Here is a 16,487-nt window from a genome sequence, read left to right as displayed (position 1 = left end):
CTAATTAAATTTAAACATTCGGTAAAAACTATTGTACTTGCAATATTTTTAATGTAAACTGAAATAAAGTTATTTAGATAAATTAACAAATTTAAAACAACCGAGGTGATTGTATGAACTATGTAGTAAAAGATACCATAAGTTTTCTAGTAAAAACATTTCCTAAGATTTATTCTAGCCTATACTTAGAAGACCTAAAAAAATTTGCACCAGACTATAATGTAAATAAAACACAATTAAGAGCATTAGTATTCATAAAAAATTATGGAGTAATAAGTATGACTGATTTATGCTCTAAGTTAAATATAGAAAAAGGCAGTTTAACTAGTATGGTTGATGATTTAACCGATAAGAAGTATGTAACAAGAAAAAGGGATTTAGTTGATAGGAGAAAATATATAATTGACATTACTGAAGAAGGGGACAAGATAGCATCTGATTTTATGGATAAGTTGAGTGATGGTCTAGGAGAAAAGCTTTCTAAATTGACAGAAGAAGACAGAAGAAAATATCTAGAGGCGATAAATACTCTTCAATATATATTGAATAAAGAAGAATTTAGATAGAAAAAATATTCCCATTTCAAATATTAGTTGAAATGGGAATATTTTATATCGTTAAATTTATATAAATTAATTTTAAAAAATTATTTTTGTAAAGCTACATATTGCTCTAAACCTTCTTTTAATAATGTAGCAGCCCTATGAAGGTCTTTTTCATTTAGGATGTAAGCTAATCTTATTTCATCACGTCCTAAACCTGGAGTAGCATAGAATCCTTCAGCAGGGCAAACCATAACTGTTTCATTGTCTTTGTTGAATTCTTTTAACATCCAGATTGTGAAATCTTCTGCATTTTCAACTGGTAATTTAGCAACTATATAGAAAGCGCCAGTTGGTTTTTTACATATAACACCTTCAACCTTCATTAATTCATTGTATAATACATCTCTTCTTTTTTTGTATTCTTCATTAACTTCTTTGAAGTAAGAAACAGGAGTTTTATATAATTCAACAGCTCCTATTTGCTCTAATGTAGGAACACAAAGTCTTCCTTGGCATAATTTAAGTATTTGAGCGATAAGACCTTTATTTTTACAAGCGATAGAACCAATTCTAGCACCACAAGCACTGTATCTCTTAGAAACACTGTCTATTATTATAACTCTATCCTGTACACCCTCTAAGTTACCACAGCTTGTATACTCAAGTCCATCATAGACAAACTCTCTATAAACTTCGTCTGCTATTATCCATAAATCTTTTTCTTTAGCTATTTCAGCTAAGATATTAAGTTCTTCTTTTGTATAAATTGCACCAGTTGGGTTTCCTGGATTAGAAAGAATTATAGCTTTAGTTTTATCATCTACTTTAGACAAGATTTCTTCTTTAGATGGAAGGTGGAAACCGTTTTCTGCCTTTGTTGTAACAGCATTAACTTCTACGTTTACAGATTGACCAAATCCATTGTAGTTAGTATAGAATGGTTCTGGAACTAATAGATTATCTCCTGGGTCACAAACTGCCATCATAGTGAAAAGTAAAGCCTCACTACCACCATTAGTTACTAGTAACTCATCTTTTTCAAAATTCATATCATAAGTTTTATAGTAATTTTGAAGTGCTTCTAATAATTCTGGAATACCTTCTGATGTAGCATATTCTAAGACTTCGCTATCAAAGTTTTTAACAGCATCAAAAAACCCTTTAGGAGTTTTTATATCTGGTTGTCCGATGTTTAAGTGATATACTTTGATTCCTTTATCTTTTGCTGCTTGTGCAAATGGAACAAGTTTTCTGATTGGAGAGGCTTGCATTGCACTAACTCTGTTTGAATAATTCATTTTAATACCCCCTATTTAATTTAAATACGTATATTGTATGTTTGAATATAAGACATCTTTACAAGATAATAATAACATACTTATGGGTAAAAATCATCAAAAAAAATTAATATAGTTTTAAAATAAACTTTTAACAAATTCTAGTAAAATGCTATTTTTATGCCAATAAATTATGTATTCACAAATTAATTTATGGTAAGATAATATTCTGATATATTGATAGTAATTTTTAGTTATAATCTTTCAACTCTAGACAAAAATATATAATAATAAATGTGTAAAATTATAAAAAATATTATAAACTTATTTAACAGATACGATAAATATCATATAATTATATTAAAGGCTATTAACTAAGAGGTGTTAATTATGAAAGAATTAAGAATAGATCCAATTACCAATGATGTTGTTATATTTGCTACTGATAGGTTAAAAAGACCTTTAGATACAGCAGACATACCAAATGAAGATGAAGAAACTAAGGAATACGATGAAGAGTGTCCATTTTGTAAAGGAAATGAAGCTTATGCAACTGATACATTATTTGAAATAGAAGGTAAAGAAGGATGGCTTGTAAAATCTGTCTACAATAAATTTCCTATAATTGATGATATGGCAAAAGATGTATATGGTATTCATGAAGTAATGATAGAGAGCGATAAACACAATCGTAGTTTTTATAACATGAGTCAAAAAGAATTTGAAGATGTTTTTTTTATGTATAGAAATAGATTTAGAGATTTGTCGAAAGATGACAATGTAGAATATGTTAGTATCTTTAAAAATTTCTTGAGAAAAGCAGGGGCATCTTTGATGCATCCACATGCTCAAATACTGTCTATGTCTTTTATCCCTCCTGAAATTACGAATGAGTTGCTAGTTTCAAAAGAGTATTATGATAGCAATAAAAGCTCTTTATATGATGATTTAATAGAAAATGAAATAAATTTAAATAGAAGAGTTGTTTATAATGGAGAAGCTTTTTTGGTACTTATACCGTATGCAACTAAGTATAGTGGAGAAGTAAGAATAATATTTAAAGATAAGATAAAGTTTGATGAGTTAAGTGATAATAATATAAAGGAACTTTCTACAATATTTGAAAAATTATTTAAGAAGTTGTACAATATCAATGGATATATGCCATTTAACTTATGTATTCACACTCATCCAACAAAGATTGAAACAAAATTGTATTTTAATGTTCATATGCACATAATCCCAAGAAAATATAATTTTGGAGGATTTGAGCTGGGAACAAACATGTATGTTTCTTCAATGAACCCTGAAGAGTTAACAAAAAAATTAAAAATTGATTAAAACATATATTTTTAAGGTATTAAGTAAAATGTATTAAGGAAATAGTAATTTTTAGATAAAATTATAGTATAACATTGTTAAAATAAAACAAATGAAAAATTTACTGTTTAGATGAGGAGTATAAGTATGAAATTTATATCATGGAATGTTAATGGAATAAGAGCTTGTGTTGGGAAAGGATTTTTAGACTTTTTTAAAGAAGTAGATGCAGATATATTTTGCTTACAAGAAACTAAATTACAAGAAGGGCAAATAGAGTTAGATTTACCAGGCTATTTTCAATACTGGAATTATGCTGAGAGAAAAGGTTATTCAGGTACTGCTATATTTACAAAAAAAGAGCCTTTAAAAGCAATGTATGGAATAAATATAGAAGAACATGATAAAGAAGGTAGAGTCATAACTCTAGAGTTTGAAGATTTTTACTTTGTTACAGTATATACACCAAATTCTCAATCTGAGTTAAAGAGACTAGAATATAGAACTAGATGGGAAGATGACTTTATAGACTATTTAATCGAATTAGATAGTCATAAGCCTGTAATTGTGTGTGGAGATATGAATATTGCACATACAGAAATAGATTTAAAAAATCCTAAAAATAATATGAAAAATGCAGGTTTTACTAAAGAAGAAAGAGAGAAATTTTCTAAATTATTAGATAGTGGATTTATAGATACTTATAGATATTTTAATCCAGACAAAGAAGGTGTCTATAGTTGGTGGTCATATAGATTTAATGCAAGAAAAAATAATGCAGGGTGGAGAATAGATTATTTTTGTGCATCTAAAAAGCTAGAAGATAGATTGGTAAGTGCAGATATACACACTGAAGTATTGGGTTCAGACCATTGTCCAGTTGAATTAGAGATAAAATAAAGATTAATCAGGGTAAAAATTGGGATGTAGATATAAATTTAAAGTTAACTGTTTTTTTATCTACATGCCTATTTTTAACCTAAGTAAACTTTATTTATTTTCTCTTTGCTTAGTATTTTCTAATGTAAATTGATTCGTTTTTCCCATGTTATAAGCCAAGTTAATGATTTTTTTCTCGTCTTTAGTCAATTCACGATTTAAAATTTTCTTAAACTCATCAAATAACTTATCATAATCAACTCTCTTTTTATTAGAATATTTTATGGTTTTAGGTTTGATACTCGTATAAAGATATATATCTGGTACTATACTTGGATTGTATATCTTAATAAAAACTTTGGCAGTATAATATGCATCATTTAAAGCATTGTGATAAGACATTTTTTCATCAAGTTCCAATATAGAAATAGCATTTTGTAGTCCAATACTTTTTCCTGCTGGGTTATTGAAATATTTAGATGCATGTTGTTGTATATTAATATAAGATTTAGGTAAGGAGCTTGATGATAGCTTATGGTAATTAATATTCCTGTATAATTCCTTTAAATCTCCTGCTCCCCAGACACATAATATAGGGTCTTGTGATGATATAAATTTTATGAAATTGTTGTAAACTTCAGGAAAAGTAGGTGAATCATTAAAATCAGAGTTTTTAATATTAGTCATACGACTAATAAAAGGATGTATTTCTTTATAGATTGTAGGTTTCACATAGCTATTAAACGTATCAATTATATTGAATTTAGAATCCAATTTAATTGCTCCTATTTGTATAATTTCAAAAGGACACTTTTCATTAGATATAGTCTTATTGAGTTTTTTATCAAATCCTTGATTAAATTCCAAATCGAAAATTATGTATTCCATAAAGTTTATCTCCTAAATTTTTTTATTATTGCTGTTATTATAGATTATATTATAAGCAAAATTAAATTTTTAAACAAAAATACTTTTATTTTAGTATACCCTATATTTATAAAAATGTTAAACTATTGTATGTATAATATTTTTTCCAATAAAAAATATTGCGAACTTTTTGTACTTGATATATAATAATATAAATAAAAACACGAATAAAATACGGATATTTTGCAAGAAAAATTCATAAATGTAAGGAAAAATGAATTTTATCTTGTATTTAACAAAATAAAATTTACATAAAAATTATGGGAGAGTGAAAAAATGGATAGTCTATTATACGTAATAGAGAAAGATAAACATACTAATGAAGAAATAAGAGAAATCCTAAAAAGTAATAAAAATATAAGATTTGTTTCCTTAATGGGGGTTGACTTAGGGGGAAATGCGACAGATGAAAAGATTCCTGTAGAATTATTTTTAGAAGATATAGATAAATTTTTAGAATCAGCTATACAGACTGATGGTTCAAGTGTTGAGCTTTACAATATAGCTACATTGAATAATGCAAAAGTAGACTTAATGCCAGATAAAAGTTGTCATTGGTATGTAGATTATAATATGGAATATATAGATGAAGAAGTAGGTCTGCCTGTTGGAACCTTAAAGATACCTGCATTTTTAATACATGATAATAAAAAAGTATGTTCTAGAGGAGTACTTCAAAAAGCAGATAAGTATTTCAAAAAATCAATGTTTGAGGTATTTAGAGAATACCCACATGTAATAAATAATATAGGAATAGATTCAGTAGATGATATAGAAGAAATAATGTTGACAGCAGCTACAGAGCTTGAGTTCTGGGTTAATACTCCTGAGGATAAAGCTGACTTGGAGAAATTATATGTATCACAAAGTTTAAAAGAGCAATATTGGAAAAGAACTCATGGTATTATAAGAACTTGCTTGGAGCAAAGTTTAATTATACTTCAAAAACTAGGTGTAAACCCTGAAATGGCTCACAAAGAGGTTGGAGGGATACAAAGTTCTATTAGCATAGATGGAAAGACAAACCACGCTATGGAGCAATTAGAAGTTTCTTGGAAGTTTTCTACACCATTACAAGCAGCAGATAATGAATTATTGGTAAGAGATGTTATAGAAGATGTATTTACATCACATGGACTAGAAGTTACATTTAAAGCAAAACCAATTCATGGAGTTGCAGGAAGTGGTGGACATACACATGTAGGAGTAAGTGCAAAACTAAAGGATGGAAGTATAAAAAACCTATTTGCTCCAAAAGATTTAAAAGAAGACTATCTAAGTGAATTGGGATATGGAGCTCTTATGGGACTTCTTTACAATTATGAAGTATTAAACCCAATTGTAACAGCTTCTAATGATGGATTTAATAGATTAGTTCCTGGATTTGAGGCACCTGTATGTATAGTTACATCTCTAGGTCATAGTTATGAGATTCCATCAAGAAATAGGTCAGTACTTGTTGGATTAATAAGAGATATGAAAAATCCAAAAACTGTAAGATTTGAGTTAAGGTCACCAAGCCCTCTATCTAATACGTATTTAGTAATAGCAGGGTGTTATCAAACGATGTTGGATGGTATAAAAGCAGCAGCTAAGAGTGGACTTAGTACAAAGGAACTTGAAAAAGAATTATCTAAAGATGTAGGCGAAGAAAGTTTCTACTTAGAAAAAGATAGAGCATATAGAGATGAAAATGATGTATTTGAACATTATAATTTAGAAGAAAGAAATGCAAGATTTGGAATTCCACCAGCTACAGTTTATGAAAATATGAAAAACTTAGAAATATATGCTTCAAAATTAAAATCTTTAAAACAAGGCGATGTATTTACTGATAGTATAATAGAATCATTTAAGATTGGAGCTATAGATAAGTGGCAAAAAAAATTAAAAACTAGAATAATAGAAGCTGGAATTCAAAAGATAAGAAGTATTGTCAAGATACACACAAAAGAAAATATGGATGCACTTGATGAAGTAGTTTGGAACTCAATATCAGATTTAAAGTTCAATATTATGAAGGATACTTTAACTAGAGAATCGTTATTTACTAGGGTAAGAGAAGCTGTAGAAAACAAAGATTATCAGACTGCTTCAGATTTACAAATAGAGTTAAAGAGAAGCATGGAAGAAATACAACAACTGTATATGCAATACAAGAAAAATATATACTAAGGTAACAATAGTTTGATTTTAATATGACAAAGGCAATCAAGTATGATTAAGTCCTATGAGTAAGTTCTCAAATGTAAAAGCATACTTGATTGCCCTTAGTTTTATGATTGAAGTTTTGTAATAGTGTAATCTAATTGTAGTGATTATCTATTAATTCTGATATATAATCAGCAATTTTATCTGGATGAATGACTGTTTTAAATTCTGCTAAATTTTTCTTCATAAAGTTTATTATAGAATCAAACTCATTTGATATTAACTTATAAAATATGTTTTTCAGGTCTAGGTCGTCACTATAAATCAGTCCAAGTCCCTTATCTATTATAAATTTAGCATTTTCAATCTCTTGTCCAACTTTTGGCATTTTTACGAGTACTGGAGTTTGTGATTGAATGGCTTCAAATATAGTTGCTCCTCCAGGCTTAGTTAGCATTAGGTCACATTCTCTTATTAGGTTATACATGTCATTTACAAATCCAAGTACTTTTATATTTTTTAGAGGTTTTTTATGAGTTAGGTTATCATATAATTTTTTATTTTTACCAGTAACTATTGTAATTTCTATAGAATCAATATGTTCTTCAATGAATTCATCTATCCAATGTATAAAATCCTCATCTATATCAAATAGACCTCTTCCTCCTCCTAGAAGTAATAATCTATATTTATCACTACAGAGTTCTTTACTTTCAATTTGAAATCTCTTATCCACAGGAACTCCAGTAACCTTTATAGCGTTTGGATTTATTCCCTTTTGAAAAAATCTATTTTTTATTTCTGGAGAAGGAACGAAATACAAATCTGTATTTTCAAAGACCCATTCCATACTATCTACAACGTCTGTTATAACTGTAAGTGTAGGTATGTTTATATCAGGGTTTTTTATCTTGAAATTATTTACACAAGCAGCAGCTAGTGGAAATGTAGAGATAATCAAATCTGGATTTATATCAGCAATATACTCAGAAAGTTTAGGTGTATATAATTTATGAGAGAAATCATGTCTTGAATCAAACGATTTCTTAAAGTAATAATAGTAATTATATAATCCAGGAGTATATTTTGTATTGTTTTCATAAAGTTTTACCATAGGTTTGTTCATCATTGGAATACTTGCATTTATAAAGTTTTGTATAACAACATTATAGTTGCTATATTTTTCAATAATACATTCTTTGACTGCTTTTGCGGCACTTATATGTCCAGCACCAAATTGAGCAGTTAAGATTAATATTGTTTTATCATATTTCATTTTAGTCAATTTATCACCACTTTCATAAAATATATCTGATTAGAGTATTATACATTTATGGAAGAATTTAATCAACAAGAATATTTAAAAATAACTATTGTGTAAAACATAGTACTGTGTTATTATGAAAATATAAGAAGTTTTAACATAGTACCTTGTAAAACACAATACTGTGTATTTAAAGAAAGGATGGAGTATATGAACACACAATTTAGAAAGGGTGTTTTAGAAATTTGTGTACTTGCACTAATATCTAAGAAAGATATGTATGGATATGAAATAGTACATAACATCTCTAAAGTTATAGATGTAAATGAAGGAACAATATATCCTATTCTAAGAAGACTTACAAAAGATTTGTATTTCGAAACATATATACTAGAATCTAATGAGGGTCCTGCTAGAAAATACTATAGAATAACTTCACTAGGAAAAGAAAATTTATCCAATCTGATGGAAGAGTGGAGAGAATTTGTAAAGGCTGTTGAGATTTTAATAAGTGAAGATGAGGGAGGTAATGAACTTGAATAAAACTGAGTTTCTGGAAATTTTAAAGGATTATCTAAAAAAAGATTTTTCTGAGAGCGAAGTTAATGATATATTGAGAGATTATGAAGAGTATTTTGTAGATGGTCTTATAGAGGGAAAGAGTGATATGGAGATAATAGCATCACTTGGTTCACCAAAATCTATAGCTAAAGAACTTATTCTACAGACTAAGGAAAAAAACATTGAAGAGGAAAAAATAATAAATACAGATGTTTTAAATGATAAATTTAGTAAATTTAAATCAGATATGAAAAAGGGTTATTCTGTATTAAAAGATGAAGCTAAGGAAAAGTACAATAAATCAAAAGAAAATATAAATGATAAACTTACACCAAGTATAGAAGAGGGTGTTGGAGGTTTGTCTAGACAAGTTATAAAGGTATTATTAGTAGTACTATCTTTATTTTTGATTGTTCCAGCATTTGCATTTATATGTGCTGTTATATCAGTTGCTATTGGATTAGTTTGTACATTAATTGCTTTTGTTATATCAATTCCATTTGTGATTAAATTTATATCAATGGTGCCAGATGTTACGATGTTTTGTATCTTTGCAACTATAGGATTTATAGGACTTGAGATACTTGCATGGCAAATTTTGTTGTTCGTTATAAAACTAGGGAAGCAATTACTAGGCAGTTATATAAATTGGATAAAGAGAAAAAATATTTATATAAATGCAAATGAAAAGATGGAAAGAAGAAATAAAGAGACTTTAAATGATGAAGATTTGAATAAAGATGTTAATGAAGATTTATCTAGTGATGACTACTACAATATAAAAAAAGACAGTATCAAAGAAACTGATGACTATAATGATGATAGTATAAATTTTGAAGCGATGTATAAAGACTTTGAAGATATAGATGATAAGAAAGGAGAAGATAAACATGAATAAGAAACTTGCCATATTTGCTGCAGTATTATTGGTAATAGGTATAATTGGGACAACATGGTCAGGGATTTTAGTTATGCCAAGCTTAATAAACTTTGGGCTAGAAAAGGAAGCTGAATTTAAAAAAGAAAATAAACTCTATCAAGAAAAAGTAAATATTGACAAGTTAGATGTATCTGTTGACAATATAAATGTTACGATAAAGAAAAGTTCAAGTGAAGATGTGCGTGTGACAACAAGAGGAAATAATGAATTTTACAAATACAGTGTAACTTTAAAAGATAAGACTTTAGTTGTAAAAGGCGAAAGAAAATATGAAAATCAAATTAAAAGGATTAAAAATTTCGACCAATTACTAAATACATCCATAAATAGTATGTTTTCACATGATTATAGAGAAATTATAATATATGTACCAAATAATGTAGACATAAATGCATCAAGTATAAGTTCGTACTTATTTGTATATGATAATGTAGCTTCAAATAATATAACATATAAAACTTCTTATGGAGGTTTTAGTAGAGCTATAACAGAAAATAAAGTAAATAGACTAGAAAACTTAAACTTAATATCTAATAGCAATATTGATTTGTCAACAAAGTCAATTTTAGGTGTTAAAAATGTAAATATAGAATCAGAGTCATTAGATATATATCCAAATGATGAAGATGTATTTATCAATAATATAGAAGAGTATATACCTGAAAATGTAAATATAAAAGAGAAAATAGGTAGAAGTTCAAATTATGATAATGAATTTAACCTACATTCTAATATGCCAATTGCTAAGCATTTGGATATAGAAGTTCCAAATTCTAAGGTAAGCCTTGATATACCAGTAAATAAGTATAAATTTAATTGTGATATAAAGTCAAAAGAAGTAATTGAAGAATTCAACAATGATGAAGAATATAACAATGATTCATATGATTATGAACATAGTGAAGGACATAGCAACAAGTATAGAAATATGAGGGAAATAAAAGGGATTTTGAATAAAAATATGTCGAATTTAGAGAAAGAGTATACTATAAAAATAAATACAAATAGACTAGAACTGTAAATAATTTACTGTAATAATTGATAAATTGCTCTAAAAGTATAAAAATATAATCTATACTATGGTATAATAAGTATCGAAAGAGAATTAGGAGAGGGATACTTATGAATAAAATAGCAGTAAGTTTTTTAATAATTGCTACTACTTTATTGAGTACAGCATGTATGGATTATAGCATCAGTGCAGTTGAGCTAGTTGATTCTAAAGAGTCAGCAGTTGTAAAGAAGGATGAGGATGTCAAAGAAGAAACAACTAGTAAAATGATTAATTCTAAGAAGACTACTAAAATACCCATAGAGATAATTTCAAAGGATGAGAAAATAGTGAAGTACTTACAGATTGATGAAGAAAGTACACTTAAAGATAAACTACGATTAATCTTAGACACATTATCAAAGGAGTATTTTAATGGTTTAGACATGGAAGTAGAAGTTAAGGAAAAAGATAATCTTGTTAAAATAAACTTGATAGAACCAGATGAAAAAAGTAGAGTTTCTTGGAAGGATGATTATTTGAATGAACAAAATATAATATATACTATAAATAATATTATTAAAAATGTCATCCAAGAAGAATATAATAGTATTTGGATTGAAGAAGTAGAGATATACTACAATGGAAAATTAATAGAGTTAAGATAAAAAAGATGTGTTATACTACACATCTTTTTTTTGTAATTTTTTAATTCTTATAAAATCCTTATATTTATGATTTAGAATGATTCTTGTAAATAAGTTTGACAAAAGAAAGGATGAAAATTATGAGTAATTATATTTTGGAGGTAAAAGGAGTTTCTAAAAAATTTAAGGAGCAGATGGCAGTTGATAACATTTCACTAGCAATTAAACCTAATTCTATATATGGATTGTTAGGACCAAATGGAGCTGGGAAATCTACTTTATTAAAAATGATAACTGGGATTTTAAATCCAACTTCAGGAAAAATAATGTTTGAGGGACATAGATGGAGTAGAAAGGATTTATCAAATATTGGTTCTCTTATTGAGTCTCCTGCTATATATGAAAATTTAACAGCACAAGAAAATTTAAAAATTCATACTACTTTACTTGGTCTTCCTGACTCTCGTATTGAAGAAGTTTTAGAGACTGTAGATTTAAGAGATACTTTTAAAAAGCGTTCAGGCCAATTCTCTCTAGGTATGAAGCAACGTCTTGGTATTGCTATTGCATTATTAAATCACCCAAAACTTTTAATCTTAGATGAGCCTACAAATGGTCTTGACCCTATTGGTATTGAAGAACTTAGAGAATTGATTCGTTCTTTTCCAAAACAAGGAATTACAGTTATTTTATCAAGCCATATTTTGTCTGAAGTTGAACAAGTTGTAGATGAAATCGGAATAATTTCTAATGGAGTAATGGGTTATCAAGGAGAAGTATCAAAAGAACAAAACTTAGAAGAACTTTTTATGAAAGTTGTAACTGAAAATAGAAAGAGAGGGGAGTAATATGGAAAGATTTATTAGAGTGGAATTTCAAAAGATGAAAGGAACTTTTGGAATGAAGTTGATATGGATAGTTCCAGTGTTTTGTATACTTTTTTGTGGACTAGGTGGAGGGCAAAATGCTGCTTTCAACTGGTGGTATACGACATTTCTTCCAGGAGCATTAACATTAATATGTTCTTTAATAGTATTAAAAGATGAAAAAAGTAAATATCGTGGTATTTTACCATTGCCAATTGAAATGAAAGACGTTTGGACTGGAAAAATGATTTACTGTATTATTTGTTGTTTTATAGCATCAATTATTTCTGCAATAGGTGTAGTTTTTGTTGGGATAATCTATAAAGAAACTATTTCAATAAGTCAAAATATTATTGCAACCATGTTAATTGTTTTACTATTTATGTGGCAGATTCCTCTTTGTATGTTTTTAGCTTCAAAATTTGGGATTTTTGTTACAGTTTTAATAAATATGTTTTTTACTATTGTTGGAGTTTCTGTTTTCTCAACTACAGGAATGTGGTATGTATTTCCATATTCAATTCCTTCAAGATTAATGGCTGTTGTATTGCATATTCTGCCAAATGGGCTTCCTGTACCAGAGGGAAGTGAACTTTTAAATAATGGTGTTATTTTACCAGGAGTATTAATATCTGTTATTTTATTTGCATTATTTGCTTTAGCTACAAGGGCTTGGTTTAATAATAAAGAGGTGAAGTAATATGAGACAACTAATAAGAATATTTTGTTCTGATTTAATAAAATTAAAGAGACATTTTATAATACTAATGCACATTTGCATGGCTTTAATGGGAATGGGATTATTTTTATGGTATTATAAGGTTTCAGGAGCTGATAATATACTAAAGATAGTAGCATATTTACAAGTTATAGCAATAGCTTTTCCTTTATTGTCAGGTGTTGTGTGTTCAATGTTTGTTGAACAAGAATATTATGCAGGAAATTATAAACATATGTTAACGACATCTAATCCAAAATATCTTACTCTTATAAGTAAATATGTAATCTTAGTATGTCTTGGTTTTGTAGCAACATTAGTGTCGGTACTAGGTTTTAAATTTGGTATATCTGAGGATTACTTTACATCCAACTTTTATATGATTTCAATCCTAATTTTAATTGGGTGTAGTTTATTCGAATATATATTACATTTATTCTTAAGTTTAAGGTTCGGAAAAGGAGCATCAATTGGAGTTGGTATAGTTGAAATGTTACTTTCAGCATTATTACTAACTGGATTGGGCTCTGGTATTTGGCAGTATTTTCCTTGTGCATGGGGTGTTAGATTTATAACTATTTGGTCATCTTTTTCAAGTTCTAAAACAGTTGAATATATAAAAGTTGAATCAATTAAATCCTATCAATCAATAGGTTTAATGTGTGGTTTTGTAACAATTTTAGCATTTGTAATTTTATGTATTTGGTTTTCTAAATGGGAAGGTAAAAAATCAGAAGAATAGAATAAAAATTGACTGTTTATTTATATTATTATGTTAAAATATAACTTAGCAATAAAAAGATATAAAATAATCAAATAAAAAACTGGTTAGGTATTAATTATGAATTAATTAAACTATTGGAGGACATGGTACAAATGCTTGGAGGTAAAAAATCTAACAACAAAAAAGTTGAAAAGTTAAGAACTATTTTTATAAAATATTTATCTTTATTCTTTATTATGACAATTTTACTTGCACTCTTTTTGATGTTATCGTTTTCTGTATTATTATCATCAGGTATAATATTACCAGCTAATTATGCAGAAAAACAATTTAATAAATATAAAGAAAAGATTATTTCAAGTGAGAAAGTAACTGAAGATATAATTCCAAATTTATATGAGTATGGGGTCTATACTTTAGATGGGAATTTAATTTCAGGTACTTTTAATAAAAAAGAATCAAAAGAAGTATGGAATTTAATGAGAGACATTGAAGAAAGGCATGCATATTCGGAAAGTTATATAAAGTTTTTTAAAAAAGATGAAGTCTTTATAATAAAATACAAACTAGTATCAGAATTTAGTTCTCCAGTTTTAAGAGCACATTTACCAAAACCAGAGATGTTGGGGATGATTATTTTTAGTATAATATTTTTTATTGAAATTGTTATATTATCAAAATTATTTGGAAAGAAATTCAATATTGAAATGGAACTTTTAAAAAATACTACAAAAAAAATAGAACAACAGGATTTAGATTTTGTTGTAGAATCTAGTAAAATTTATGAAATTAATAATGTTCTTTTTTCTATGGATAAAATGAAGTTGGCATTAAAAGATTCTTTAGAAAAACAGTGGATGTTGGAAGAAAATAGAAAGGAACAGATATCTGCATTGGCACATGATATAAAAACACCATTAACTATTATACATGGAAATACTGACCTATTAATTGAAATAAATGAAAATCCTGAGTTATTAGAGTACATGGAATATATCTCAAAGGGTGTCACTCAAATAGAAAAATATATTAATACTCTAATAGACATATCAAAAACAGAGAGTGGTTATATATTAAATAAAGAAGTAATTAATGTCAATGAGTTTATAAAAGATGTTTTAGTTCAAATAGAAGCATTAGCTAGTACCAAAACCTTAGATGTGGAGTTTTCTAAACAAGATAATTTGCCTAAAAACATAACTATAGATAGAGAATTATTATTCAGAGCTATTATGAATATAATTTCAAATGCTATAGATTATTCACCAAGTCAGAGTAAACTATACATAAGTATATCAGCAAGTAATAAATACTTAAAATTTGTAATTACAGATTGTGGGGGTGGTTTTTCTAAAGTAGATTTGTCAAAAGCTACAGAACAGTTTTACACAGGAGATTTGAGTAGAAATTCTAAATCTCATTATGGAATGGGTCTTTATATTGTAAATAATATTGTACAAAAACATAATGGGACTTTATATATTGAAAATTCTGTAAAAACTGGTGGTGCTATGGTAACAATTGAAGTACCAATGGTTTAATAAATAATATCCATTTTGTAAATACCTAAATTTTATGATTCATAGGTATTTATAAAATGGATAATTTTTTTTGATTTTATATATTAGTTAAATCTGATAAAAAGTTTTCAAACATAACTCCATCATTTCTATCAGTATCAAATTGAGATGTGTAATTTATAGTTTTATATATAAAATCTGTTGCAGTATTAACAGCTACTCCCAAATCATGTTTGTTTACTAACATACCACAAAGTATAGATGTGAATATATCTCCAGTTCCACTATAAGAACAATTATTGTATTTAACCGATGTAAAGAATACATGGTCATTTTCTCTATCATAAGCTAAATTTAGTATATTATCATCTTCTAATATACCAGTAATAACGACCTTGCTAGGTCCTAAATCAGATACAGATTTTGCAATATATATAAGCTCATCTCTATTGTAATCGCTTTTAGTATAATCATTTCCAGTTAAGAAACAAGCTTCTGTTAAATTAGGTGTAGTTAAATCTGAATGTTTAACTAATTCTTTAATTTCTTGTCTCATTTCTTCTGTGAATATTGGATACATGACTCCATTATCACCCATAACAGGGTCAACTACGATAAAAGCATTGGGATAATAATTTATAAAATTAGCCACTATTTCGATTTGGTGTTTTGAACCTAAAAAACCACTATATATACTATCAAAGTTGACTTTTAAATTTTTCCAAACATTTGAATATTTTACCATTTCATCAGTAAAGTCTAAAAAAGTAAATTCAGGATAACCAGTTTGACTTGAAAGTATAGCTGTTGGAAATGGACAACATTGAACCTTTAATGCTGAAAGTATAGGTATAGCAACCGATAATGAACATTTTCCTATTCCAGATAAGTCATTAATTGCTGCGACTTTTTTTTGCATAAAAAACCCTCCATTAGTATGTATTAATTATAATGATACCAAAATATTTATATACATATATATTACTATAAAAAAAAGAAAAAAGTAGATTATAAAATAAAAAATTGTAAAAAAAACAGTGTATCAATACAATTAATTTTTAATATTGGACATAATAAAATAGAGGAATATTAAAAATAAAAATTATTATATGTGACAGAATATTCTTTGTAATTTCATTTGTAAGGTGTACTGTTTG

The 16,487-nt window shown here is 27.3% G+C and carries 16 protein-coding genes; 12 read left to right on the top strand and 4 right to left on the bottom strand.

Features of this window, described 5'->3' with window-relative positions; all coding sequences use genetic code 11:
* Window positions 1-113 precede the first annotated feature (113 nt).
* Window positions 114-566, top strand: a complete 453-nt coding sequence (locus tag KGF42_RS02220; RefSeq protein ID WP_227825638.1) for a MarR family transcriptional regulator — start codon at window positions 114-116, stop codon at window positions 564-566.
* 80 nt (window positions 567-646) lie between these two features.
* Here KGF42_RS02220 and KGF42_RS02215 read toward each other — a convergent pair whose 3' ends face one another.
* Window positions 647-1,843, bottom strand: a complete 1,197-nt coding sequence (locus tag KGF42_RS02215; RefSeq protein WP_003438357.1) for a pyridoxal phosphate-dependent aminotransferase — start codon at window positions 1,841-1,843, stop codon at window positions 647-649.
* A 369-nt stretch (window positions 1,844-2,212) separates the two neighbouring features.
* On the opposite strand from KGF42_RS02215, the gene galT reads away from it, so the two are divergent.
* Together galT and KGF42_RS02205 are read left to right on the top strand one after the other, a co-directional pair.
* The gene (galT, locus tag KGF42_RS02210; protein WP_227823072.1) at window positions 2,213-3,163 is read left to right on the top strand and encodes a galactose-1-phosphate uridylyltransferase; all 951 of its coding nucleotides are present in this window, start codon (window positions 2,213-2,215) and stop codon (window positions 3,161-3,163) included.
* Window positions 3,164-3,289: 126 nt separating this feature from the next.
* A complete protein-coding gene (locus KGF42_RS02205; protein WP_227823071.1) occupies window positions 3,290-4,042 on the top strand; it encodes an exodeoxyribonuclease III in 753 nt (250 codons plus the stop codon).
* Between the two features lie 90 nt (window positions 4,043-4,132).
* Here KGF42_RS02205 and KGF42_RS02200 read toward each other — a convergent pair whose 3' ends face one another.
* Window positions 4,133-4,909, bottom strand: a complete 777-nt coding sequence (locus tag KGF42_RS02200; RefSeq protein ID WP_227823070.1) for a 3'-5' exonuclease — start codon at window positions 4,907-4,909, stop codon at window positions 4,133-4,135.
* Between the two features lie 315 nt (window positions 4,910-5,224).
* Between KGF42_RS02200 and KGF42_RS02195 the strand changes: the two genes are divergently transcribed.
* Window positions 5,225-7,123, top strand: coding sequence for a glutamine synthetase (locus KGF42_RS02195; RefSeq protein WP_107595830.1), 1,899 nt, complete (start codon window positions 5,225-5,227; stop codon window positions 7,121-7,123).
* A gap of 130 nt (window positions 7,124-7,253) precedes the next feature.
* On the opposite strand, the gene KGF42_RS02190 is transcribed toward KGF42_RS02195, so the two are convergent.
* A complete protein-coding gene (locus tag KGF42_RS02190) occupies window positions 7,254-8,375 on the bottom strand; it encodes an MGDG synthase family glycosyltransferase (RefSeq protein WP_054273366.1) in 1,122 nt (373 codons plus the stop codon).
* Between the two features lie 198 nt (window positions 8,376-8,573).
* On the opposite strand from KGF42_RS02190, the gene KGF42_RS02185 reads away from it, so the two are divergent.
* The 8 genes from KGF42_RS02185 (at window position 8,574) to KGF42_RS02150 (ending at window position 15,351) form a co-directional block, all read left to right on the top strand.
* Complete coding sequence (locus KGF42_RS02185; protein WP_009889116.1) at window positions 8,574-8,906, top strand: PadR family transcriptional regulator; 333 nt, start codon at window positions 8,574-8,576, stop codon at window positions 8,904-8,906.
* A complete protein-coding gene (locus KGF42_RS02180; RefSeq protein ID WP_054273330.1) occupies window positions 8,893-9,822 on the top strand; it encodes a DUF1700 domain-containing protein in 930 nt (309 codons plus the stop codon). The genes KGF42_RS02185 and KGF42_RS02180 overlap by 14 nt, the downstream gene beginning before the upstream one ends.
* Window positions 9,815-10,885, top strand: a complete 1,071-nt coding sequence (locus tag KGF42_RS02175; RefSeq protein WP_227825637.1) for a DUF4097 family beta strand repeat-containing protein — start codon at window positions 9,815-9,817, stop codon at window positions 10,883-10,885. The genes KGF42_RS02180 and KGF42_RS02175 overlap by 8 nt, the downstream gene beginning before the upstream one ends.
* Window positions 10,886-10,986: 101 nt before the next feature.
* Entirely contained in the window at window positions 10,987-11,523 is a 537-nt protein-coding gene (locus tag KGF42_RS02170) for a hypothetical protein (RefSeq protein ID WP_227821658.1), read from the top strand.
* A 119-nt stretch (window positions 11,524-11,642) separates the two neighbouring features.
* Window positions 11,643-12,350 carry a lantibiotic protection ABC transporter ATP-binding protein gene (locus KGF42_RS02165; RefSeq protein WP_227825636.1) on the top strand — a complete coding sequence of 236 codons (708 nt, stop codon included), beginning with the start codon at window positions 11,643-11,645 and terminating at the stop codon, window positions 12,348-12,350.
* A 1-nt stretch (window position 12,351) separates the two neighbouring features.
* On the top strand, window positions 12,352-13,068 hold the full coding sequence (locus KGF42_RS02160) for a lantibiotic immunity ABC transporter MutE/EpiE family permease subunit (protein WP_227821656.1): 717 nt from the start codon (window positions 12,352-12,354) through the stop codon (window positions 13,066-13,068).
* A gap of 1 nt (window position 13,069) precedes the next feature.
* Entirely contained in the window at window positions 13,070-13,828 is a 759-nt protein-coding gene (locus KGF42_RS02155; protein ID WP_227825635.1) for a lantibiotic immunity ABC transporter MutG family permease subunit, read from the top strand.
* 134 nt (window positions 13,829-13,962) lie between these two features.
* Window positions 13,963-15,351 (top strand): sensor histidine kinase, encoded by a 1,389-nt coding sequence (locus KGF42_RS02150; protein WP_227825634.1) that lies wholly within the window; start codon window positions 13,963-13,965, stop codon window positions 15,349-15,351.
* A 76-nt stretch (window positions 15,352-15,427) separates the two neighbouring features.
* Here KGF42_RS02150 and KGF42_RS02145 read toward each other — a convergent pair whose 3' ends face one another.
* Window positions 15,428-16,249 (bottom strand): pyridoxamine kinase, encoded by an 822-nt coding sequence (locus KGF42_RS02145; protein WP_227821653.1) that lies wholly within the window; start codon window positions 16,247-16,249, stop codon window positions 15,428-15,430.
* Between the last annotated feature and the right edge of the window lie 238 nt (window positions 16,250-16,487).

It is taken from the genome of Clostridioides sp. ZZV15-6383 (assembly GCF_020657735.1).
Taxonomy (GTDB): Bacteria; Bacillota; Clostridia; order Peptostreptococcales; family Peptostreptococcaceae; genus Clostridioides; species Clostridioides difficile_D.
This window is presented reverse-complemented; position numbering and strand designations above follow the sequence as displayed.

Excerpts from the sequence above, each read along its gene's own strand:
- KGF42_RS02220 (WP_227825638.1), top strand. The coding sequence starts at position 114 with ATGAACTATGTAGTAAAAGATACCATAAGTTTTCTAGTAAAAACATTT.
- KGF42_RS02215 (WP_003438357.1), bottom strand. The coding sequence starts at position 1,843 with ATGAATTATTCAAACAGAGTTAGTGCAATGCAAGCCTCTCCAATCAGA.
- galT (WP_227823072.1), top strand. The coding sequence starts at position 2,213 with ATGAAAGAATTAAGAATAGATCCAATTACCAATGATGTTGTTATATTT.
- KGF42_RS02205 (WP_227823071.1), top strand. The coding sequence starts at position 3,290 with ATGAAATTTATATCATGGAATGTTAATGGAATAAGAGCTTGTGTTGGG.
- KGF42_RS02200 (WP_227823070.1), bottom strand. The coding sequence starts at position 4,909 with ATGGAATACATAATTTTCGATTTGGAATTTAATCAAGGATTTGATAAA.
- KGF42_RS02195 (WP_107595830.1), top strand. The coding sequence starts at position 5,225 with ATGGATAGTCTATTATACGTAATAGAGAAAGATAAACATACTAATGAA.
- KGF42_RS02190 (WP_054273366.1), bottom strand. The coding sequence starts at position 8,375 with ATGAAATATGATAAAACAATATTAATCTTAACTGCTCAATTTGGTGCT.
- KGF42_RS02185 (WP_009889116.1), top strand. The coding sequence starts at position 8,574 with ATGAACACACAATTTAGAAAGGGTGTTTTAGAAATTTGTGTACTTGCA.
- KGF42_RS02180 (WP_054273330.1), top strand. The coding sequence starts at position 8,893 with ATGAACTTGAATAAAACTGAGTTTCTGGAAATTTTAAAGGATTATCTA.
- KGF42_RS02175 (WP_227825637.1), top strand. The coding sequence starts at position 9,815 with ATGAATAAGAAACTTGCCATATTTGCTGCAGTATTATTGGTAATAGGT.
- KGF42_RS02170 (WP_227821658.1), top strand. The coding sequence starts at position 10,987 with ATGAATAAAATAGCAGTAAGTTTTTTAATAATTGCTACTACTTTATTG.
- KGF42_RS02165 (WP_227825636.1), top strand. The coding sequence starts at position 11,643 with ATGAGTAATTATATTTTGGAGGTAAAAGGAGTTTCTAAAAAATTTAAG.
- KGF42_RS02160 (WP_227821656.1), top strand. The coding sequence starts at position 12,352 with ATGGAAAGATTTATTAGAGTGGAATTTCAAAAGATGAAAGGAACTTTT.
- KGF42_RS02155 (WP_227825635.1), top strand. The coding sequence starts at position 13,070 with ATGAGACAACTAATAAGAATATTTTGTTCTGATTTAATAAAATTAAAG.
- KGF42_RS02150 (WP_227825634.1), top strand. The coding sequence starts at position 13,963 with ATGCTTGGAGGTAAAAAATCTAACAACAAAAAAGTTGAAAAGTTAAGA.
- KGF42_RS02145 (WP_227821653.1), bottom strand. The coding sequence starts at position 16,249 with ATGCAAAAAAAAGTCGCAGCAATTAATGACTTATCTGGAATAGGAAAA.